The organism is Pseudomonas chlororaphis subsp. chlororaphis (assembly GCF_003945765.1).
Classification (GTDB): domain Bacteria; phylum Pseudomonadota; class Gammaproteobacteria; order Pseudomonadales; family Pseudomonadaceae; genus Aquipseudomonas; species Aquipseudomonas chlororaphis.
In genome coordinates, this window is record NZ_CP027712.1 from 3377625 (window position 1) to 3399427 (window position 21803).

Consider the following 21803-nt stretch of genomic DNA (forward strand, 5'->3'; position numbering starts at 1 on the left):
AGCCGTGGGCGCCCCGGGCGATCGATTCAGGCAATCAGCAAATGATCGTCTACCTTCCTCACCCCCGGCACCGACCAGGCAGCTCGTTCGGCTATCTGCCGTTCGCGCCACAAATGAACCTTGCCTTCAAGCTTTACCACATCGCCGTCGACCTTGATGTGAATGGCCTTGGCATCGATTTCCGCATTGCGCTTGAGAGCTTGCTCGATACGCTGCCGGATATCGCCTGCATCCACTCGCGGACGCAGGGTGAGCTGGTTGTCCACGCCCACCACGCCAGACAATTTACGCACCGCCCGCTCCGCGGTTTCTTTCTGGTACTGCCAATCGACTTCGCCTTCGAGGGTGATCCAGCCGTTCTGTACCATGATCTTGATGTCTCCTTCAGGTACGTCTGAACTCCAGTTGAGGATGTTCAAGGCTCGGTTGGCAATGGTGTCGTCCGCCGTGCCGGCGCCTTTTTCCAGCCTGACCTGGATTTCCTCGGCCAGCGCACGCACCCCCTTGATGGCCTTTACCGCACGTTCGGCACTGATTTTCTGGGCGTAGCTGTTGACGTGGCCAGTGAGCGTGACCACACCGTTCTCCACTGTCACACCGATGTTGGCGGCATCGATATCGGGCTGGAACTCCAGCTCCTCCAGAATGAATTTACGCAGATTCAGGTCGCTCATGATGGTGTCCTTTGGCTGATGCGTTGGTTGTACGGGTCACAAACCGGTCTCTCTGGTTTTTTTACGCCTGAGCGACGCTGTGACATTGAGCTAAGTCAACAAGGCTTCGCTGACGCCGTCCGCTGATCGCTAGCCGGTATTAGTTGATAAAGATCAGAGGTTCAGGTCGATAGCGCCCGATACTCGAAGCACAGCCTGAAGCTATCCGGTCGTAATCGACTGAAGGGGGGAAACCATGGATAAGCACTTGCCCGTTGTATTGCTGAGCATCGCGCTGGCGACGACGGCCGGTTGCAGTCACCGACATGCCCAGGAAATCGACGCGCGCCTGGAGTCCGCGGAAAACAACGCCGCGACGGCGAGGCTCAGGGCTGATGAAGCTTATTTGAAAGCGGAACGGGCAGAGGCAACGGCCGGCCAGGCGCGACGGGTCGCGGATGAGGCGAATGAACGTGCGCGTCGGATGCTTGATAAGGCGACTCGCAAGTAATGAATGATTTTTGAACGATGCTCCCGGCAGGAAGCCGGGCTGGCAGCTACACGGGTAAAGCGTTTCCAGGACGAGGTGTGTGATGTTGAAAATACAACGTTTACTGCTCATTGCACCGACGGAGATGATTCGCACCCCCGCATTCGAGCGGGCACAGGCGCTGGCCAACGCAACAGGTGCGATGTTGCACATTGTCGCGTTCGATTACGTCAACGCACTGGCGGTGGCCGGCCTGTTCGACCACGACGCGATGGCCCAGGCCCGGGAAGGCTACCTGCAGGTGCACCGTTACTGGCTCGAGCAACAGGCCAGGCTTGAACGATGCAAAGGAGGGCATGTGACCACTGAAGTGGTCTGGGCCAGGCTGAGCCCGGCCCACGTGCTTGAGTATGTGAACGACTTCCACCCGGACCTGGTGATCAAGGATGTGCAACGGGTGCCGGCACTCGACCGGGTCTTCCATCGGCCTCTGGACTGGCTGCTGCTGCGCGACTGCCCCGCCCCCTTGCACCTGGTCAGCCGCGCGGAAAACCCCAAGCCGCTGAAGATCCTCGCCGCCATCGACCTGTCTCACCTGGAAGCGCTGACCCAAGGGCTCAACGAACGGGTTCTCGACCTGGCCTCGACGCTGGCAACGTCCTGCGGCGCTACCTTGCACCTGCTCAATGTCAGCAACTGGTCGGTGGTGGGCGACGCGGTGACGAGTGTGCCGACCTCGAGCCTGGACGCCAGCTTGCGGGATGCGGTCAACGATGCCCAGCAAGAGGCCTTCGATCTGCTTGCCGAGCGTTATGGCATCGAGGAGGGCCGCCGACATTTGCTGGCCGGCATTCCCCATCAGGCGATCGAGCATTTTGCCCGCAGGAACGCCTTCGACATGGTTGTGCTGGGCACGGCCTGCCGCCACGGCGTCGAGATGTTCGTCGGCAGTACCGCCGAGCGCCTGCTGCGCCATGCCCCCTGCAGCCTGATGCTGGTCAAACCACCCGTCGAGGCCGGCTGAAATGACCACGGGCACAACCATGCTTGATAAAAGTCAACGGTCGCCAGGGCGAAAGGAGCGATCAATACCCCTTCCATGAAGGTTCAAGGAGACGAGCATGCGAATGTCATTTCTCGGCGCGGCCGGCACGGTCACCGGCAGCAAGTACTTGCTGGAGTATGAAGGCCAGCACGTACTGATCGATTGCGGCCTGTTCCAGGGTTACAAGCAGTTGCGCCTGCATAACTGGGATCCGTTCCAGCTACCGGTTCGCGACCTGGATGCCATTGTCCTGACCCATGCCCACCTGGATCACAGCGGCTACTTGCCGGTACTGGCGCGCAACGGCTACCGAGGCCCGGTGTATGCCACGGCCGCCACCTGTGAGCTGGTGAAAATCCTGTTGCGCGACAGTGGCCGCCTGCAGGAGGAAGAGGCCGAGTTCGCCAATCGCCATGGCTACTCGAAACACACCCCGGCGCTACCGCTCTATACCGAGCAGGATGCGGAACGCGCCCTGAAGCTGCTGCGGCCGCTGGAGTTGCACCATCGGGTCGATATCGTCCCGGGTATGAGCATCCAGTTGCGCTGCGCCGGGCATATTCTCGGCGCGGCCACGGTGGAAGTCGTGGCCGGCGGCGTCACGCTGGTGTGCTCCGGGGACCTGGGGCGGCCCAACGACCCTTTGATGTTCGCCCCGGAAACCATCGAGCACGCCGATTATTTGCTGGTGGAGTCGACCTATGGCGATCGCCGGCACCCCGTCGAGTCGCCGGAAGAGCAACTGGCACAGGTCATCAACCGTACCGCGATGCGCCGCGGCATCACCCTGGTACCGTCGTTTGCGGTCGGGCGCGCGCAATTGCTGATGTATCACCTGTACCGGCTGCTACAGCGGCGAGCGATCCCAGACCTGCCGATCTACCTCAACAGCCCCATGGCCACCGATGTCACGCGCCTGTACCAGCGTTTTCGCAGTGAGCACCGTCTCTCCCAGGAAGAGTGTGAAGGTATGTGCCATGTCGCGCATTTCGTGCGCACGACCCAGGAATCGATCAACCTGGATCTGCAACGCACGCCCGCGGTGATCATCGCCGCCAGTGGCATGGCCACCGGTGGCCGGGTGGTTCACCACCTCAAGGCGCTGGCCCCCAACCCGATCAATACGTTGCTGGTGCCGGGCTTCCAGGCCGGCGGCACCCGCGGCGCGCAGATAGTCGCGGGCGCCGAGTCGGTGCGTATCCACGGCAAGGATGTGCCAATCCGCGCCGAAGTAGTGCCGATGGAAACCTTGTCCGCGCACGCCGACGCCGATGAAATCATGCAGTGGCTGCGCGGGTTCAAGCGGCCACCGAAGCACACCTTTGTGGTGCACGGCGAACCCAACGCCTCGGACGTGCTGCGCCGGCGCATCAGCCAGGAGTTGGGATGGTCGGTCTCGGTGCCGGAGTACCGCGACAGCGTCGAGCTCTCGGGGGGCGACCAGCCTGCAAGCTCATCGCTCTGACAAAGCCCCCGGTGTTGCCACTCATCGATCGAGGCATCGTGGTGGAGACGAGAGTGATCCTATGACGGACAACGGTTTTCACAGCGCTGAATGCGAATCGCTTTTTGAGGAACTCTCCTCGATGTTCGGCAAGTGGCTGAACCCGGTGCTATTGCTGTTCTGCGTCCTGACGCTCCTGGCCGGTGGCGTTGCACATATGGCGCAGAAGCCTGGCTGGGCATCGCTAGGCTGGGCCGCAGGCAGCCTGGTGATGGCCCTGGTCCTGCTCGTCGAGATTGCCCGGCGCCTGGCCCGGCGCGAGGCGGGTGTAGACCTGATCGCGCTGATGTCGATGGTCGCCGCCCTGGCCCTGGAGCAGATGCTGGTGGCGGCGGTGATTGCCTTGATGCTGGCTACCGGACGCACCCTGGAGTTCTTCACCAGGCAACGCGCCGAGCGCGAGCTTCGCGCGCTCATCGATCGGGCACCACGTTTTGCCTGGCTGCAGGAGCAGGGCGGCTTACGCAGGATCCCGGTCGAACAGATCCAACCGCAGCAGACATTGCTGGTGCGCCTGGGGGAGGTGATACCCGTCGATGGTCGCCTGCTGAGTCCCGCGGCCATCCTGGACGAATCGGCGCTCAGCGGTGAGTCGTTGCCGGTAACCCGTCGTAAAGGTGAGCAACTGCCCAGTGGCGTATCCAATGTCGGTGCACCTTTCCTGTTAACCGCCACGCGAACGGCAGCGCAAAGCACCTATGCCGGGATAGTGCGGCTGGCGGAGACGGCACGACGCTCGCGCGCACCTTTTGTGCGCCTGGCCGACCGCTATGCGCTGCTGTTCATTCCGCTGACCTTGCTGATCGCCACCGTAGCCTGGCAAATGAGTGGCGATCCCTTGCGGGTTCTGGCGGTTCTGGTGGTCGCCACACCATGCCCGTTGATCCTGGCGGTGCCGATTTCCATCATGTCAGGCATTTCGAGGGCGGCGCGGCGCGGGATATTGATCAAGGACGGCACGACCCTGGAGGCGTTGGCCGGGATCAGGCAGGTATTTCTCGACAAGACCGGCACACTGACCAGCGGCCATGCGCGCCTGCAGTCGATAGAGGTCAACGGGCTGGCCAATCCTCAGCACCTGCTTGGCCTGGCCGCCTCGCTGGCGCAGGCTTCGACGCACCCGATCTGCCAGGCAATGGTCGAGGCGGCACATCAACGCCATTTATCACTCAGCGTTCCGCGGGAGGTGGAGGAACATCCTGGCTCGGGGCTTTGTGGCCTGGTCGAAGGCCGGCGCGTGCGTTTCGGCACCTTGTCTTTTGCTCATGAACAAATGCCCGTGACTGACTGGACCACGGCCATGCTGCGCCACATGGATTACCTGGCCTGTAGCGGCAGCTTCATCGACGTGGACGGGACGCTGGCTGGCCTGCTGGTGTTCTCGGATAAGGTGCGCCGAGAAACCCCGCAAACCTTGCGGCGATTGCGCAACCGAGGCATCGAGAAAATCGTCATGCTCACCGGGGACCGCCTGGAAACCGCCGAGATGATTGCCCTGTCTGCCGGGATAGACGAGCTGCGAGCCGGGTTGACTCCCAAGGATAAAGTGCAGGCTGTCCAGGAGGGCTGCCAGCGCGCCAGCACACTGATGGTCGGCGACGGCATCAACGATGCCCCCTCGCTGGCGGCGGCCAATGTCGGTGTGGCGATGGGCGCCAGCGGTGCCACGGCGTCTGCGCAAGCGGCGGGTGTCGTATTGCTGGTCGATCGCCTGGACCGTCTGGTCGATGCGCTGGACATCGCTCGCCGGACCTGCCGGATCGCCCGGCAGGGCGTATGGGTCGGCATGGGCATGTCATTGCTGGCCATGGTCGTGGCTGCGCTCGGTTACCTGCCACCACTTGTCGGCGCCGTTGTGCAGGAGGGCATTGATGTGTTGATCATCATCAACGCCCTGCGTGCATTGGGGCCTCTACAGGCAATGGGCCCACGAAAACTAGCCGCAGAACATATCGATCGCCTGCAAGACGAACACCAACAACTGGCCGCAGTGCTGAGCGATCTGCATCAACTGGCCAGTGACTTTTCGCGGCGCCCCCTTGAGCAGGCACAGGCCGACTTGCTGGAACTGCTTGGAAAGCTGCAGACATCGCTGGCGCAACATGAGCGAGACGATGAAAACACCCTGTACCCGCTGTTGAATCGAAGCCTGCCGGGCGAGGACCCCCTGTCGACGATGAGCCACGCTCACCGGGAGATTTTTCGCCTTATCCATTTGCTGGCACGTATGAGCGCCGATTTCAGCGCCGACCCCGCCACGGCTCCCGCCGAGGCGATTCAGCATCAGTTGATTCGCCTGGATACCCTCGTGAGGCTGCATTTCGATCAGGAGGAAGAGCTGTACCGTTATCTTGACTGGCGCTAGCCGTGTGAGGCCGGCCCCAGCATTTGACGGCACTCGTCATCTGTCATCCGTACATTGGCCTTTATGCGTGGCGTTGGGCGCGAAATCGAAATCCAGTGCTGATTCAGAATAAGTGGGGCAATCCGACGGTCTGCAATGATGACGTGACGATCGCCAAACGCATCCGCAACGTTGTCGCGGGAGCCAGCGCGATCGACCTCAAGCGCGGCCTGGGCCTGGGGTTGTCGTTGGTCGTGGCGTCGCTCCAGGCCCAGTCGCGGCCGGTGGGCACGCCCAGGGAAAAGGCACAGGTGGCCTCGCTGTCGGCGCATAACGATGCCGTCATCGGTCAACTGGTGGCTGATGCGCTGCGCGGGTACTTGATATAAATCAACGCCAAGGAAGCATCGACGGAGGACGCTGGATTACAAGCGCTGGTGCCTGCGCCAGCGAGGATGCCACGGCGGCCGTCGAAAGGGCCACGGCAGGCGTTGAAACCCATCTGCCCGGAGCCAGCTCATGAGCCAGTATCAACGGTTATTGCTGATCATCAACCCGGCCCTGCGTCACTCCCAGGTCATGAACCATGCCGCAGCCCTGGCCAAGGCCAGCGGAGCGAGCCTGCATGTCTGTGCCTTGATGCCTTCCTGGAAACTCTTGGCATTGCTCGAAGAAGGCGACCGGAAAAAGGCGCGCGCGGATTACCTGCAAGACCATCGCGACTGGCTCAAGGAACAAGCGAAAAATATGCGTGACAGGGGGCTGGTGGTGACGACAGAGGTGGCCTGGGCCGATGACCTGCAGCAAGACATTCTCGATCACGTCATGGAGATGCAGCCCGACCTGCTGATCAAACAAGTGCAGCACGAACCGGCACTCAAGCGCGCTTTTTTCACCCCGCTGGATTGGCGTTTGCTGCGCCATTGCCCGATACCGATCTATCTGGTTGGCGAAGGTGGCCATGCGATGCCGCGCAAGGTGGCGGCGGCGGTCGATGCTTCGAGTAGCGATCCACAGGGCGACGAGCTCAATGAGCGGATCATCAAGCAGGCCTGCGACCTTGCCATGCAGTGCGACGCCGAGCTGCACCTGCTGTATGCCTGCGATATTTCAGCCGCCTATCTGGCCGACATGGGCGGGCTGACACTTGCCGACCTCACTAGAGAGCAGCGCAGGGACATGGAAAAGTCGTTCCTCAAACTGGCCGGTCGGTATGGCGTGTCCTCTGACCGCCGGCATTTCATCCAGGGACACCCCGTTCCGGTGCTGAGCGAGTTCGCCCATCAGCAACAGGTGGATGTGATCGTGATGGGCCGAGTCCAGTCCCGGGGCCTGGATAAACTGCTGGGCAGCACGACCGAACATATCCTCTATCAGGTGCCTTGCAGCGTCTTGGCGATATAGGGAAGACAGCATCCCCACGTTACGCGGCGAGTGCCGTCATCGCCTGAGGAAGTTTTCCGATGTCCAAGAGTCCTTCATTGCAAACCATCTTGCGCGATCGGGCAGATGCCGGTCGACGCCTGGTGGAGCCGTTGCTCGAATATGCCCATCGACCCGATGTCATTGTCCTCGCCTTGCCCCGTGGTGGTGTTCCGGTTGCCTATGAGGTGGCCAAGGCCCTGGACATTCGCCTGGACCTGATGCTGGTCCGCAAGCTGGGCGTACCCTCGCGCGAGGAGTTCGCCATGGGCGCCATAGCCAGCGGCGGCATTCAAATCCTCAATGAAGACGCCCTGCGCGCCCATCCGGTCGATCAAGCCAGTTTCAATGCCGTGGTAGCGCGGGAAACGCAGGAGTTGTTGCGTCGTGAACAGGTTTACCGGGAGGGCCGTCCACCGTTGCGACTCAAGGATCAGGTGGTGATTCTGATCGACGACGGCCTGGCCACAGGCGCCTCGATGAAGGCGGCGATTCACGCGGTGCGTGCGCAAGCACCGGCGCGCATTGTCATTGCGGTGCCGGTTGCGCCGCTTGAGACAGTGGAGGCGCTGCGCAGCGAAGTGGATGAGCTGATCTGCCCGCTCACCCCCGAGTGGATGATGTCGATCGGCTACTGGTACCTGGATTTTTCCCAGACGCCGGATACCGAGGTCATCGATCTGTTGCAGCGCGCCTGGCAACGGGAATCGGTTCCCGGCCCCTCGGCCCAGGAGTCTCGCGATGTTTGAACCTCGATCTCGACAGCTGGACCTGGAGGGCATTGAACTATCAGCCGATTTGCGCCTGCCTCCGGGCGCTAGGGCGCTGGTGGTCTTCGCTCATGGCAGTGGCAGCGGCCGTTCAAGCCCACGCAATCGGTACGTTGCCGAGTCGCTGGCCAGGCACGGGCTGGGGTCGCTGCTGTCCGACCTGCTCACGGAGACCGAGCAACACCTGGATAACCGGACCCGGGAGCTGCGTTTCGACATCGCATTGCTTGCCAGGCGACTGACTGAGGTGATCGACTGGATCGGTCGGGACCTGGAGTTGCAATCACTGCGGATCGGCCTGTTCGGCGCAAGTACCGGTGCGGCCGCGGCGCTGCTGGCCGCAGCCGCACGGCCGGATGTGGTGCACGCCGTGGTCAGTCGGGGAGGGCGAACCGATCTGGCGGGGCCTGTGCTGTCTCGAGTGAAGGCACCGACCCTGCAGATCGTTGGTGCACAGGATCCAGTGGTGTTCGGCCTGAATTGCCAAAGCAGTCGTGCCCTGCAGTGTGAGCAGCGCCTGGAAGTCGTGGCCGGCGCCACGCATCTGTTTGAAGAGCCCGGTGCCCTCGAGGAAGTCGCCAGGCTTGCTGGCGACTGGTTTGAGACGTATCTGCACGGCCCCGCTCCATAGCTGGCATTCGTTGACCGGTCTCATACACCGAACGGAAAGGTTTCGTCTTCCGGTTCCAGCTCCTGGCTTTTCGGCAGCGGCAGCGCTTTTACCGGTTTCGTTTGCTCGATCCAGATCATGGCGTCGAACTGTTCGGCCAGCACCGCTTCGAAGTAGTGACTGCCACGCTCGCTCTCGGGGCGATAAATCACACCGATGGCTCGCTCCAGCAAGGGTTTGGAAAGAGCGCGACGAAGTTCCTTGCGCTGTGGATCACGCCAGTCGGTCAATGACGCTGCAACGCCGGCCTTGAGGAACTGATACTCCCAGCTGTCCGGGCGCGACGGCCGGATGTCCTTGATCAACAGGTCACCATCCCAGTCGTCGGCCGCAGCCACCTGGCCACGATCGGTGCCCATGCCGATCAGAACGACCTCTCGCCCGAAGGCACTGCGGCACAGTTGACCGATATTGAACTGCCCCTTCCAGCCCATTTCCGTGGCCGCCGCATTGCCGATATGGGAATTGTGTGCCCAGACCACGGCTTTGGCTTGCGGGCCTCGGTGTTCAAGCAGCGCGCGCAACGTGTCGAACATATGTCGGTCGCGCAGGTTCCAGGAGGCTGTCGAGCCTCGATAAATCGCGCGGTAGTATTGTTCCGCCGCCAGCACCACCCGGGCGTTTTGCGTCGCATCGAAGAACGCCTCGTCGTCCTTGATGAGCCCGGCCAGTTGCTCGGTCAGCAGGGTATTGAGCTGTTCGACCACTGGCTGCTCACAAGGCATCAGCCCCCCGCGCTCGACGAAGTGACCGTACAGCGCCGGGTCATCCTGCCAGGGCGTCAAGCAGCCATAGCGCCGGCGAGCTTCACGGGCCAACTGCGGGTCGACCCGGTCCAGATAGCTCAGGACTTCATGAATGGAGTTGCGCAAACTGTAAACGTCCAGGCCACGGAATTCGACGCGGCGCTGCGGGGCATGCTGGTGGTTGAATTGGTGCAGCCAGTGGGCGAACCCCTTCACTTCGGTGTTGCGCCACATCCAGGTCGGGAATCGGCTGAAGATATGGCGCTTCCAGGCCGAGTGTGCCAACCCGCGCACGTAACGATCGACATGGCTCGCGTCCGGCCAGTCTGCTTCAACGGCAACGATGTTGAACCCGTGCTGCTCGATCAGCCTTCGGGTGATCGCTGCCCGGGCTTGGTAGAAGTCGCTGGTGCCATGACTGGCCTCACCGATCATCACCACGCGCGCATCCGCGTAGCGGTCGAACATTTCACCGAAAGCGGACGAATCCAGCTCCGGCAGGGGCTCGGCGTATTGGCGCAAGAGAGGGGTAATGGCTGCCTGATCAATGTGCGCAGGCAAGCCGTACAGACTATCGAGCATGTCTTGGGAAGGGGTGTTCATAGCGGTCATTCCCATCAGGATGGATTACCCGAGGCGTTGACAGCAAAAAGCCCCTTGCCGGTTTCCCGGCAATGGGCAGGCTGGCCCGGCTTCAATCGGCCTTGATCGGCACGACTTTCTCCGCCTTCATGGCTTCGGGCTTTTTCGGCAGCGAAATGCTCAGCACGCCTTTGCTGAAGCTGGCTTCGATCTTCTCGGCATCGACCCCCTTGGGCAGGTTGAACATCCGCTCGAAGGAGCCGTAGTGACGCTCGCTGAGGTGATAGCCTTTTCTTTTCTCTTCCTTGTCCTCTTTCTTTTCACCCTTGATGATCAGGCAACCGTTGGACAGCTTGATCTCGATGTTCTTCTGATCCATGCCCGGCAGCTCGGCGGAAATCTCGAAGCTCTTGTCTTTCTCGGTAATGTCCACGGCAGGCAGGCTATGGCCGATCAATTCCCGCCGCCAGAGCGGATCGACATCGAACAGTCCGCGACTGAAGGGCGACAGGCTGGAGCCGCGATTGAAATCTTCGAACAGGTGATCGACTTGTTGCCGCAGTTTTTCCAGGGGCCGCCACAGGTCTGTCGTCAGCGATGGCTGACGGGCCTTGTCTTCAGTCGTTACTGGCATTTTTTTCACGGAATTGCTCATTTTTCACTACTCCTCTTGGGTAAAGGACAGGCTGTGAAGACTGAGTCTTAATGTCTGCGTGAATGACCGGTTCGTGTTTGATTTAGGTCAGAAGCCGGAAAGTATTTGTCGCCCCAGCCGTCCTGCCGGATTGTTTCGCCACCTTCAGATTCCGTTAAGAAACGCCACCGATACTCCTCCCGAACTTACCCAGGGAGGCATCCATCCATGCCTGATCACGACTGGCACATCGCTCTGCCTTTGCACTTCGGCCAAATCGAAGCGCCGCCGATGTGTCTTGCCAGGGCCTTGCCGGACGAGCCTCAGCGTCCGCTTTTCGAAGCCTTTATCCAGCGCCGTTTTCGCAAGGCCCACGGTGCCGACATCCGTCATTTCATGCCACAGCTGTTTGGCATGAGCAACAACGCATCGGGCGAGCTCTGTGCAGTGGCCGGCGTGCGCCTGGCAGGTCATGAGCAGCTGTTCCTGGAGCGCTATCTGGACGACCCGATCGAGCCATTGATCAGTGCAGCCGCCGATCGTGCCGTGGACCGGGCGGGCATCGTCGAAGTCGGCAACCTGGCCGCCAGCGACACGGGCAGTGCACGGCTGAGCATCATCGCCATGACCTATTTGCTGGCCATGGGGGACCTGGAATGGGTGGCGTTCACCGGCAACATCGGCCTGGTGAACAGCTTTCATCGCCTGGGCCTGAAACCCGTGACCCTCTGTGCCGCCGACCCACAGCGGCTGGGTGATGAACGGCACAGCTGGGGCAGCTATTACGAGAGCAAGCCTTGGGTACACGTCGGCAACATTCGCGCCGGCTTCATTCATCTGCGCAACATCGGGATGTTCGATCGCCTCGGGTTGCCGTCGTCTTTTGCGCAGGCCAGCCATGTCGCATGAAAAGGAACGCTTCAAGCAGGCGCTACGTGACCATGCCGAGCACCGGCCCAATGCCGTTGCCTTGTGGGGCGATCACCTGAAGCTGGACTACGCCACGCTGTACGCACAAGTGATGCAGCGCCAGCAGCGTTTGCGCGACGAAGGCGCCAAGGTGGTTGCCCTGGCCCTGGACAACGGCGTCGAAGCCATGCTCTGGGACCTGGCCGTGTTGTTCGAAGGCTTGACTTGCGTGCTATTGCCGCCGTTCTTCAGCCCGGCCCAACGGGCCCATTGCCTGGAACAGAGCCAGGCTGGGTGGGTGATTGCCGAGCCGGAGCTGGAAGCCGAGCTGAAAGCGGCCGGATACGTGCAAACCGCAACCTTCTGGCGGCGCGCTTTCAGTGGCCCGGACCGGATGTTGGAAGGCACCGCCAAACTGACCTTCACCTCGGGCACCACCGGCACCCCAAAAGGCGTGTGCCTGAGCGCCGAGAGCATGCTGCGGGTCGCTCGCGAGCTGGATCGGGCCAGCAAACCGGCAGATCCGCAGCACCACCTTGCGCTTTTGCCGCTGGCGATCCTGTTGGAAAACCTCGGCTGCTATGCCGCCTTGCACGCCGGCGCGACCTTGAGCCTGCCCAGCCAGAAAACCCTGGGCATCCAGGGCGCCAGTGGCGTCGATGTACCGCGCCTGCTCGGTTGCCTGGCCAACCGCGCGCCGCAGAGCCTGATCCTGGTGCCGCAGCTGTTGCAGATGCTGGTCGGCGCCGCCGAGCACAAAGCCTTCAATCCCGCCGCGCTGCGTTTCGCCGCGGTGGGTGGGGCACGGGTTTGTGGTGCGCTGTTGCAGCGTGCGCAACGCCTCGGCCTGCCGGTCTATGAAGGCTATGGCCTGTCCGAATGCGCATCGGTGGTCTGCCTTAACCGCCCGGAGGCGAACCGCCCCGGCAGTGTCGGCCAGCCATTGCCCCATGTGCAGGTCCGCCTGGCCGAAGACGGCGAAGTGCTGATCAAGGGGTCGACCTTGCTCGGGTACCTGGGCGAAACGCCGCACGCCGATGAATGGTGGCCCAGCGGCGATCTCGGCGAGTTCGATCCCGATGGCTTTCTTTACCTCAAGGGGCGCAAGAAGCATCAGTTCGTCACCAGTTTTGGCCGCAACGTGAACCCGGAATGGGTCGAGGCCGAGTTGACCCAACGCCGCCATATCGCCCAGGCCTTCGTCTACGGCGAAGCCATGCCGCGCAATCATGCTCTGCTCTGGCCCCATCGCCCGGATTGTACCGACGACGAGCTGGCCGCCGCCGTGGCCGAGGCCAACGAGGCCTTGCCTGATTATGCCCAGGTCCATCACTGGTCCCGGCTGGATCAACCCTTCACCTTTGCCAATGGCCTGCTGACCGCCAATGGCCGACCGCGCCGCGACGCCATTGTCGAGCGTTACCGGGCGCAACTGACTGAACCCGTACTTTCCGAGGAATCCGCACCATGAGTTTTTTTGACCGGCTGCAAGAAGCTACCCAGCAGGAACGCAACGAGCTGTTCAACCTGCCGATCATTCTCGATGCCCTGCAGGGCCGGGTCAGCCTGGAAAGCTACCGGGCCTTCCTGGCGCAAGCCTATTACCACGTGCGTCACACCGTGCCCTTGATGATGGCCTGCGGCGCGCGCCTGCCGCTGCGCCTGGAGTGGTTGCGCAAAGCGGTGTGCGAGTACATCGAGGATGAGTATGGCCATGAGCAATGGGTGCTCGATGACATTGAAGCCTGCGGCGGCGACAGGGATGAGGTGCGCAACGGTCGTCCCTCGTTGCCAATCGAGTTGATGGTCAGTTTTCTCTACGATCTGATCGCCCGGGACAATCCGGTGGGGCTGTTCGGCATGGTCAATGTGCTCGAGGGCACCAGCATTGCCCTGGCCACCCATGCCGCTGGCAGCATTCGCCAACGCCTGGGCTTGCCGGAAAGCGCTTTCAGCTACCTCAGCTCCCATGGTTCGCTGGATATCGAGCATATGCAGACCTACCGCCGGCTGATGAATACCCTCGACGATCCGGCCGACCAGGCTGCGGTCGTCCATGCCTCCAGGGTGGTGTACAGGCTTTACACCGACATGTTCCGCGGCTTGCCCCGCGGCGGGGAGAACCTGCATGCGCCTGTCTGACGCTCGCGTAGTGCTGACCGGGGCCAGCGGCGGCATTGGCCTGGCCATCGCCAGCGACCTGTGCGCCAGTGGCGCCAAGGTCCTGGCAGTGGCGCGTCGACGCGAGCCCCTGGAGCCTTTGCTCGCCCGCTATCCCAGCCAGCTGTGCTGGGTGGCGGCGGACCTGACCTTCCTCGCCGACCGGCGCAAAGTGCTGACCGCTGCACAGGCCATGGGCGGCATCAACCTGCTGATCAATGCCGCCGGGGTCAATCACTTCACCATGCTCGACCAGCTCGATGACAGCGACGTCAATGCGATGCTGGCGGTGAACATCGGCGCTCCGGTCTGTTTGACCAAGACCTTGCTGCCACTGCTCAAGCAAGCCGAGAGCGCTATGGTGGTGAACGTCGGCTCGACCTACGGTTCCATCGGCTACCCCGGTTACGCCGTCTATTGCGCCACCAAGTTTGCCTTGCGCGGGTTTTCCGAAGCCCTGCGCCGGGAACTGGCGGACACCCGGGTCGGAGTTCTGTATGTCGCGCCACGGGCCACCCATACGAGCATGAATAGCCCCGCAGCCCGGGCCTTGAATGACGCGCTCAAGTCCAATGTCGACGATCCGCAGACCGTCGCCGCGGCGGTGATCCATGCCATCGCCGGTGACCGCCGTGACCTGTACCTGGGCTGGCCGGAGCGCTTTTTCATGCGCCTCAACAGCCTGCTGCCCAATCTGGTGGATCGGGGCCTGCGCAAGCAGTTGCCGCTGATCCGTCGCCTGAGCCACAAGCCCGATAACGAGCATCTCAAACCATGAAAAAACTCATCACATGCCTGCTGCTGGGGGCCTTGAGCCAGAGCGTCTGGGCGCTGGACCCCGCCGACCAGCAACGCCTGAACGGCATTCAGCAAAGCTGGGCACACATCCAATACGAAATCCCGGAAGGCCAACGCACCGCCGCGTTCGAACAACTGGCCAGCCAGACTTCTGCGTTCACCCGGGAGCGTCAATCGCTGGCCGAAGCCTGGATCTGGTCCGGCATCGTCACCAGCAGTTGGGCCGGCGCCCAGGGTGGCCTCGGCGCGCTGAGCAAGGCCAAGGCGGCGAAAGGCTATCTGGAGCAGGCCATGGCCCTGGACCCCAAGGCTCTGCAAGGCTCGGCCTACACGAGTCTTGCCGCACTGTACGACCGGGTGCCGGGCTGGCCCATCGGTTTCGGCGACGCGGAAAAAGCCGAGCAGTTGCTCAAGCAGGCCTTGCAGGTGAACCCCGATGGCATCGACAGTCTGTACTTCTGGGGTGATCATCTCTACCGTCAAAAACGCTACGGCGAAGCCCGCGACGCACTGCAAAAAGCCCTGCGGGCAGCCCCGAGACCCGGCCGGGAAACCGCCGACGCCGGGCGTCGCAAGGAGATCGAGGCACTGCTGGTGGACGTGAACAAGAAACTCAACTGACAGGAGTCCGTGTGCGCTTATTACTGATTGAGGATGACGTGGCCCTCGGCGAGGGTATCCAGCATGCCCTGGAACGCGAGGGCTACACCGTCGACTGGCTGCAGGACGGCGGCAGCGCCTTGCATTCGCTGCTCAGCGAAACCTTTGATCTGGCGGTGCTCGACCTCGGCCTGCCGCGCATGGACGGCCTGGATGTGCTGCGACGCCTGCGTGACAGTGGCTCCAACCTCCCGGTGCTGATCCTCACCGCCCGGGATGCCACGGAAGACCGCATCGCCGGGCTCGACGCCGGGGCCGACGATTACCTGATCAAGCCCTTCGACCTGGCCGAACTCAAGGCGCGCCTGCGCGCCTTGCTGCGGCGCAGCGCCGGCCGCGCCCAGATGCTGATCGAGCATGCAGGCATCAGCCTGAACCCCGGTACCCAGCAGGTCAGCTACCAGGGCGAACCGGTGGCCCTGACCCCCAAGGAATACCAACTGCTCCACGAATTGTTGTCGCCGCCTGGCCGCGTGATCACCCGCGATCACCTGATGCAGTTGCTCTACGGCTGGAGCGAGGAAGCGGAAAGCAACACCCTGGAAGTACATATCCACCACCTGCGCAAGAAGTTCTCCAGCCACCTCATCCGCACCGTCCGCGGCGTCGGTTACCTGGTGGAAGGCCGCCCATGACCTCTATCAGGCGTCGTACCCTGACGTTGATCCTCGGGCTGCTGTTCCTTGGCCTGTTGATCATGACCGTACTCAACCTTCACGACAGCAATCATGAAATAGACGAGGTCTACGACGCCCAGCTGGCTCAGAATGCTCGCCTGCTGCAAGGGATCATGCGCATGCCGATGGCCAGCAAGGAGCACGCCGAGCTGTATCAGGCGTTCAACCAGGCGCTGGGCCAGGCCGTCCCCCAAGTCGATGGCCACCCCTATGAAAGCAAGATCGCGTTCCAGGTCTGGAACGCCCAGGGCGAGCTGTTGGTTCACACCTTGAGCGCGCCGGTCTTTTCAGCGGCGTCGGCCGCGCCCGGCTTCAGCGACGTGACCGATCCGAATAGCCGTAAATGGCGGGCATTCACCCTTGATGACACGCAGTACGGCCTGAAGATATGGGTCGGCGAGCGGGACGATGTACGCGCCGACCTGGTTGACCGGATTGTTCGTCACACCGTCGTCCCTAATCTGCTTGGCAGCCTGATGCTCGCTGCGGTGATCTGGCTGGCAATCGGCTGGGGCTTGAAACCACTGGTGGATATGGCGGCGACGCTGCGTGCGAGGCATCCCGGCTCTCTCGAACCGTTGCAGTTGATGCCGTTGCCCACTGAACTCGAGCCCATGCAGGCGGCCCTCAACCGGGTGCTGGCACAGATTCAGGAAGTCATGGGCCGTGAACGGCGTTTTATCGCTGACGCCGCCCATGAAATGCGCACCCCACTGGCGGTGCTCAGGGTGCATGCGCAGAACCTGATGGAGGAGGGGAGCGAGCAGGATCGCCGTGAATCGCTCGAGCATTTGATTGCCGGCGTGGACCGAACCACTCGGCTGGTCAACCAGTTGCTGACGATGGCGCGTATTGAGCCGCAAACGGACACCCATGCAGCACCCTGCATCGATCTGGCGGCGACGGTTCGTGAAAGCCTGGTCCAGCTGACGCCCTGGTTGTTGAACCAGGGGCTCGAGCTGGCTTTCGATGTCGACGAAGGCATCGGCCGTGTCAGAGTCAACGCGGCGGCCATCGACATCGCCTTGAACAACCTGGTGACCAATGCAGCAAACTTTTCGCCGCCCCACGGACTGATCACGGTGCGGCTGGCCAAGAAACAGGAACACTACGAACTGTCCGTCGAGGACCAGGGGCCGGGAATCGATGAGACTGAACGCGAGCGACTCTTCGAGCGTTTCTATAGTCGCGGAAATGCTCAGGGAGCAGGGTTGGGGCTGACTATCGTGCAGGCCATTGCAGCGCGCCTGGGCGGGCAGATCAGATTGGAGAATCGCCACCCTGGCGGGCTGCGGGCGACGTTGGAGATTCGTCGCTTTTAATGCAGCCAGGGCCCACAACGCCAACCGAAGCTCGATGAGCTGCGTTGCATTGCGCAGGTACGACGAATCCGTCATGCAGGACGGTCGGGGTACTTCCTGTTGCTATCGGGTAGGCCCGCATGTTCCTGGTCATTGCCAGCGCCGCTGGGGTGATGGCCACAGCAACTGCCATGTTCACCACTTTCACCATGCTCACGTCCGCCATGCCCATGCCCACGGTGCATGAAAAAATGCATCAGTGGACAGGCCAGTAGTAACAGGAATGGCAGATACGGAAGGACGTGAGCCCTGTGCTCGGTGAACAGGAAATAACCAGCGATGGCGAGGAAGCCTAAAAAGTACCCGTAGGTACCTCTTGCGCGATGCTGGGGAAAGTTATGACTCATGATGGCACTCCTTGAAAGGAAGAGGGGCGGCTATAAGGCAAGATCACTTTCTTTTCAGCTGCCGACGAGCCTCGGCCATATCCTTGTCAAATTGACGGATACCGCGAAAAAGTTGCACCCCGACCAAGACCGGGCACAGCAGGAATAACCCGGCCAGGACAAACGATTTGCCAGTCAGCCCCAACAGGTAAACCACTGTTGCAATACCCACAACACTCACCAGGAGGCAGATTATAAAAACCTCGCGCTTCATGATCTGGCCTCCTGACTCAAGCCAATACGGGCACGTTTGAGCAGCGCGGAGTTGGCAATCACCGACAACGAGCTGAGTGCCATGGCGGCGGCAGCGATGATGGGGTTGAGCAGGCCAAAGGCCGCGATTGGAATGCCGACACTGTTGTAGATGAACGCCCAGAACAGGTTCTGTTTAATCTTGACCATGGTCGCGCGCGACAGCTTGATCGCCGTGACCACGTCACGTACATCGTTCTTGAGCAAGATGATGCCGCCGGTTTCCTTGGCGACATCCGAACCCGAGCCGATGGCAATGCCGATGTCGGCGGTGGCCAGGGCCGGCGCATCGTTGACACCATCGCCAACCATGGCCACGACCTGCCCATCGCTTTGCAATTGACGGATCACCGCAGCCTTGTCATCCGGCAGGACCTCGGCGATCACCCGCTCGATGCCGGCCTGCCGCGCGACCGCTTCGGCGGTACGGTGATTATCGCCACTCAACAACACGACCTTGATGCCGCTTGCCTGCAATGCCGCAACGGCCTCAGCCGCTTCGGGCTTAATGGTATCGGCCACGGCAATCACCCCGAGCAAGCGCTCATCGGCACCGACCAGCATAGAGGTCTTGCCATCGGCTTCCAGGCGGATGAGGTGTTCCTCGGCAGCTTCGGTCGAAATGCCTTGGCGGGCGAATAACCGCCGGTTGCCCAGCCATATGTGTTGACTGTCGACACGGCCTTCGATGCCGTGGCCGGCGATTCCCTGGATACCGGTAGCTTTCGGCAAGCGGATGCCATGATGCGCAGCGGCGCGTACTATCGCCGCGCCAAGCGGATGTTCTGAACCGGACTCCACGGCGGCAGCGAGTATCAAGACCTCGCTTTCCAACACGGTGTCTAGCGAGATCACATCGGTTACGTTTGGTTCGCCTCGGGTAATGGTGCCGGTTTTGTCGAATACCACCGTACTCAGTTTTTCTGCCCGCTCCAGTACTTCGCCGCCGCGAATAAGGATGCCGTTATCAGCCCCCTTACCAACACCGACCATTAACGCGGCGGGTGTCGCCACACCGAGTGCGCAGGGACAGGAAATGATCAGAACCGCGATAAAGGCCAATAGCCCCTGCGGGAAATTCCCCGCAAGAGACCAGCCGACCAGCGCCAACAGCGCGACGGCCACCACTGCAGGCACAAAGTAGCCAGTGACCTGGTCGGCTAACCGCTGGATCTGTGCAGTGCTGCTCTGTGCCTCCTCGACCATCTTGATGATCTGTGCCAGTGCAGTATCGGCACCGATTCTGCTCGCCTTGAACGTGAACACGCCACTGCCATTGAGCGTACCTCCGATCACCGAACTGCCCGGGTGTTTGTCGACCGGCATCGACTCACCAGTCAGCATGGACTCATCTACCGGTGACCGACCTTCACTGACATCACCGTCGGTGGGAATTTTTTCGCCAGGTTTGACTACCAGGAACTCGCCGGCCATGACGCTCTCAGCAGGCAGGTCGACTTCTTGCCCGTCACGAATCACATGCGCGATCGCCGGTTTGAGATCGAGCAAGCGCCGTACCGCGGCAGAGGATTTCTTCTTGATGATCTCCTCCATGTACCTGCCCAGCAGCACGAAGGCGATGATGACCGCCGACACCTCGAAATAGACGTCGCGCTCGGCCACCTTGACTGGCAGGACGTCCGGGAAGAACAACACCGCGACGCTGTAGAAATAGGCGACTGAGGTACCGAGGGCAATCAGGAAATCCATGTTGATGTTACGGGTGCGAACGGCGTTCCACGCCCCCTTGTAGAAACTCCAGCCACCGATGAACTGTACCGGTGTGACCAGCAGGAATAACCAGATGCCCCATGTGAACCAGGGGAGCGCCGGGATCGGCACCCACGTCAGCAGCGTGGCGCCCGCAGCCAGTGCAATGAAGGCGCCTGCACGCAGCAGCGCCAAGGCCAGAACGCCGGTCAGGGCGATAGTGACCCGGGTTTTCATCGCCTTCAGTTCACGCTCTGGCGACTCGAAGGTGCGCAGGCAGGTATCGCTGCAAAAGTAATAGCGGCGCCCGCCACGTTCTTGTGACAAGGCTGTGCTCTTGTCCACCATCATTCCGCAGATCGGATCCTTCGCCATGGTTCCTGATGCAAGCGGCTGCCGATGGTGGCTGTGCTGCATGTGTGACTGGTTCATCGCGGCCTCCTGCTCGAAGCGGCTATCAGGGCCTGCCATGGAGTTTGTTTGACAGCCACGCGAACAAGGTGCCGACCACCGCGCCCCATACACTCAAGACCAGCAGCGGCCCGACGAACGTCGCCAAGTTGTAGTCTTGTGGCGCCTGAAGGCGAGCAAAGTCGAGGCCATGGAACAAGGCACTGAGAAAAGCGACACCCTGCGCCGGCCACAGCACATAGAGCAGCGCACAGATGGTGTAGGAAATGGCCATGGTCAGGGCCAGGGAAATGCCGGTTTTCCAGGGAGCGTTCATGGCTGTTCTCCTGGGCCTGGAGGGGCACCAGTAGGGGGAGGGGGGCTGTGAGCGGCTGACCACGGCAGGAATGCCGGCGTCTGCTGCGAGTAACTGCGATAGGTATCACCGAAATGCGCAAGCATCTCCTGTTCTTCTCGCTTCGCCAGCCTGGCGTAGACCACCAGGAGGATTGGAAACATCACCAGAGTGATCAAGGTAGGCCACTGCAACAGAAAACCGAACATGATCAGCACGAAGCCGACGTACTGTGGGTGACGGATCCGTGCATAGGGCCCGTCGAGGGCCAGTTGCCCAGTACTTTGGGCCTTGTAGAGCACACGCCAGGCGGCCGCCAATAACCAGAAGCCGCCGGCGATCAGCAAGTTGCTGAGAATGTGGAATGGCCCCCAGTGCGGATTGACCTTCCAGCCCATGACCATTTCGAGCAAATGCCCGGCGTCGTGCGAAAGGAAGTCGATGCCAGGGAAGTGGCGTGTAAGCCAGGGCATCAGCAGGTAGATCGTCAGCGGAAACCCGTACATTTCGCTAAACAGCGCCACCAGGAACGCCGAGAACATGCCAAATGAGCGCCAATCGCGGTTCGTCCTGGGCCGGGTGAAGCTGAAGGCGAACAAGATAAACACTAATGAATTGATAATGACCAGCGACCAGAGGCCGTAGGCCGGTTCGGCATGATCCATGGTTGGCGCTCCTCACTTGCCGGGTGTGTTTGCCGTTCATGCCTTTATGATGATCGCCGTGGCGTGGGGCATGAACAGCTGCACAAGTGGGCGGTCGGTGTCGGCTCGGCCAGTGACTTCGCCTTGCCGGATTCTTTGGCGACACACCTCAGGTTCATTTCTTCATTGGCATGTCCATCATCGACGACTGCTGCTCCATCATCTGCATCATCATGTCCATCATGCCTTTGCCTGTGCCGTCCTTGGCTGCGGACATCCCCATACACCCCATGGAGCCCTGCTCCTTGCTCATCATGGCCATGCCGTTCTTCAGCGCTTTCATGCCTTCTTGCAGGGCGGCCTGGCGCTCGGCGGGCGTTTTGGCCGCCGCGGCCTTGTCATGGGCAGCCTGCATTTTCTCCATCTGCTCGGTCATGGCTTCAGTCATGGCCGTCGGCGTCGGTGCAGTGCTCTCGATTGCGCCGCCTGGCGCATCGGCCGGGTGATGCGCATCCTCGGCAGAGGCCATGAGTGCCCCGCCAGCCAAGACGGCAGCTAGAACGAATGTTGAATGCTTGTGCATGATGAACTCCTGAACTCGTGAGGGAATAAGCAGCAATGACAGAGACGCGAAAAGCGGC

23 protein-coding genes and 1 pseudogene are annotated in these 21803 nt (G+C 61.5%); 14 read left to right on the top strand and 10 right to left on the bottom strand.

Annotated elements, in window-relative coordinates:
- Positions 1–26: 26 nt before the first annotated feature.
- Both C4K27_RS15500 and C4K27_RS31840 read right to left on the bottom strand, forming a co-directional pair.
- Positions 27–674, bottom strand: coding sequence for a BON domain-containing protein (locus tag C4K27_RS15500; RefSeq protein ID WP_053261128.1), 648 nt, complete (start codon positions 672–674; stop codon positions 27–29).
- A 139-nt stretch (positions 675–813) separates the two neighbouring features.
- The gene (locus C4K27_RS31840) at positions 814–1356 is read right to left on the bottom strand and encodes a hypothetical protein (RefSeq protein ID WP_421958504.1); all 543 of its coding nucleotides are present in this window, start codon (positions 1354–1356) and stop codon (positions 814–816) included.
- Here C4K27_RS31840 and C4K27_RS15510 point away from each other — a divergent pair.
- From C4K27_RS15510 to C4K27_RS15540, 7 genes and pseudogenes are all read left to right on the top strand, one after another.
- Positions 1247–2167, top strand: a complete 921-nt coding sequence (locus C4K27_RS15510) for a universal stress protein (protein WP_053261130.1) — start codon at positions 1247–1249, stop codon at positions 2165–2167. The two genes, C4K27_RS31840 and C4K27_RS15510, sit on opposite strands and share 110 nt — an antisense overlap.
- Positions 2168–2264: 97 nt before the next feature.
- Positions 2265–3653: an MBL fold metallo-hydrolase RNA specificity domain-containing protein gene (locus C4K27_RS15515; RefSeq protein ID WP_053261131.1), complete on the top strand. Its 1389-nt coding sequence runs from the start codon at positions 2265–2267 to the stop codon at positions 3651–3653.
- Between the two features lie 121 nt (positions 3654–3774).
- Entirely contained in the window at positions 3775–6057 is a 2283-nt protein-coding gene (locus tag C4K27_RS15520; protein ID WP_053261132.1) for a heavy metal translocating P-type ATPase, read from the top strand.
- A 67-nt stretch (positions 6058–6124) separates the two neighbouring features.
- A pseudogene (gene groEL, locus C4K27_RS15525) lies at positions 6125–6407 on the top strand (chaperonin GroEL); the annotation flags it as partial.
- A gap of 148 nt (positions 6408–6555) precedes the next feature.
- A complete protein-coding gene (locus C4K27_RS15530; protein WP_053261134.1) occupies positions 6556–7440 on the top strand; it encodes a universal stress protein in 885 nt (294 codons plus the stop codon).
- Positions 7441–7499: 59 nt separating this feature from the next.
- Positions 7500–8207, top strand: coding sequence for a phosphoribosyltransferase (locus C4K27_RS15535; RefSeq protein ID WP_053261135.1), 708 nt, complete (start codon positions 7500–7502; stop codon positions 8205–8207).
- The gene (locus tag C4K27_RS15540; RefSeq protein ID WP_053261136.1) at positions 8200–8859 is read left to right on the top strand and encodes a dienelactone hydrolase family protein; all 660 of its coding nucleotides are present in this window, start codon (positions 8200–8202) and stop codon (positions 8857–8859) included. The genes C4K27_RS15535 and C4K27_RS15540 overlap by 8 nt, the downstream gene beginning before the upstream one ends.
- A gap of 20 nt (positions 8860–8879) precedes the next feature.
- Here the strand turns inward: C4K27_RS15540 and C4K27_RS15545 are convergent, their stop codons facing one another.
- Together C4K27_RS15545 and C4K27_RS15550 are read right to left on the bottom strand one after the other, a co-directional pair.
- A complete protein-coding gene (locus C4K27_RS15545; RefSeq protein ID WP_053261137.1) occupies positions 8880–10247 on the bottom strand; it encodes an erythromycin esterase family protein in 1368 nt (455 codons plus the stop codon).
- A gap of 91 nt (positions 10248–10338) precedes the next feature.
- Positions 10339–10881, bottom strand: coding sequence for an Hsp20/alpha crystallin family protein (locus C4K27_RS15550; RefSeq protein WP_053261138.1), 543 nt, complete (start codon positions 10879–10881; stop codon positions 10339–10341).
- Positions 10882–11088: 207 nt separating this feature from the next.
- Between C4K27_RS15550 and C4K27_RS15555 the strand changes: the two genes are divergently transcribed.
- From C4K27_RS15555 to C4K27_RS15585, 7 genes are read left to right on the top strand one after another with little or no spacing between them, the layout of a single operon-like run.
- Positions 11089–11769, top strand: a complete 681-nt coding sequence (locus C4K27_RS15555) for a thermostable hemolysin (protein ID WP_053261139.1) — start codon at positions 11089–11091, stop codon at positions 11767–11769.
- Positions 11759–13240, top strand: a complete 1482-nt coding sequence (locus C4K27_RS15560) for an AMP-binding protein (protein WP_053261140.1) — start codon at positions 11759–11761, stop codon at positions 13238–13240. The genes C4K27_RS15555 and C4K27_RS15560 overlap by 11 nt, the downstream gene beginning before the upstream one ends.
- Positions 13237–13911 carry an iron-containing redox enzyme family protein gene (locus C4K27_RS15565; RefSeq protein WP_053261141.1) on the top strand — a complete coding sequence of 225 codons (675 nt, stop codon included), beginning with the start codon at positions 13237–13239 and terminating at the stop codon, positions 13909–13911. Before C4K27_RS15560 ends, C4K27_RS15565 begins: the two co-directional genes overlap by 4 nt.
- Positions 13898–14707 carry an SDR family oxidoreductase gene (locus C4K27_RS15570; protein ID WP_053261142.1) on the top strand — a complete coding sequence of 270 codons (810 nt, stop codon included), beginning with the start codon at positions 13898–13900 and terminating at the stop codon, positions 14705–14707. Before C4K27_RS15565 ends, C4K27_RS15570 begins: the two co-directional genes overlap by 14 nt.
- Positions 14704–15348, top strand: a complete 645-nt coding sequence (locus C4K27_RS15575) for a tetratricopeptide repeat protein (protein ID WP_007925649.1) — start codon at positions 14704–14706, stop codon at positions 15346–15348. The genes C4K27_RS15570 and C4K27_RS15575 overlap by 4 nt, the downstream gene beginning before the upstream one ends.
- Positions 15349–15359: 11 nt before the next feature.
- Entirely contained in the window at positions 15360–16022 is a 663-nt protein-coding gene (locus tag C4K27_RS15580) for a response regulator (protein ID WP_007925648.1), read from the top strand.
- A complete protein-coding gene (locus C4K27_RS15585; protein WP_053261143.1) occupies positions 16019–17386 on the top strand; it encodes a sensor histidine kinase in 1368 nt (455 codons plus the stop codon). Before C4K27_RS15580 ends, C4K27_RS15585 begins: the two co-directional genes overlap by 4 nt.
- Positions 17387–17457: 71 nt before the next feature.
- Here the strand turns inward: C4K27_RS15585 and C4K27_RS15590 are convergent, their stop codons facing one another.
- From C4K27_RS15590 to C4K27_RS15615, 6 genes are all read right to left on the bottom strand, one after another.
- A complete protein-coding gene (locus tag C4K27_RS15590) occupies positions 17458–17772 on the bottom strand; it encodes a DUF2933 domain-containing protein (protein ID WP_081002283.1) in 315 nt (104 codons plus the stop codon).
- A 43-nt stretch (positions 17773–17815) separates the two neighbouring features.
- Positions 17816–18025, bottom strand: coding sequence for a hypothetical protein (locus tag C4K27_RS15595; protein WP_053261144.1), 210 nt, complete (start codon positions 18023–18025; stop codon positions 17816–17818).
- Complete coding sequence (locus C4K27_RS15600; protein ID WP_053261145.1) at positions 18022–20205, bottom strand: heavy metal translocating P-type ATPase; 2184 nt, start codon at positions 20203–20205, stop codon at positions 18022–18024. The genes C4K27_RS15595 and C4K27_RS15600 overlap by 4 nt, the downstream gene beginning before the upstream one ends.
- A gap of 25 nt (positions 20206–20230) precedes the next feature.
- Positions 20231–20500, bottom strand: a complete 270-nt coding sequence (locus tag C4K27_RS15605) for a DUF5676 family membrane protein (protein WP_053261146.1) — start codon at positions 20498–20500, stop codon at positions 20231–20233.
- Positions 20497–21183 carry a methyltransferase family protein gene (locus C4K27_RS15610; protein ID WP_053261147.1) on the bottom strand — a complete coding sequence of 229 codons (687 nt, stop codon included), beginning with the start codon at positions 21181–21183 and terminating at the stop codon, positions 20497–20499. Before C4K27_RS15610 ends, C4K27_RS15605 begins: the two co-directional genes overlap by 4 nt.
- Before the next feature lie 154 nt (positions 21184–21337).
- Positions 21338–21745, bottom strand: coding sequence for a hypothetical protein (locus C4K27_RS15615; protein ID WP_053261148.1), 408 nt, complete (start codon positions 21743–21745; stop codon positions 21338–21340).
- Between the last annotated feature and the right edge of the window lie 58 nt (positions 21746–21803).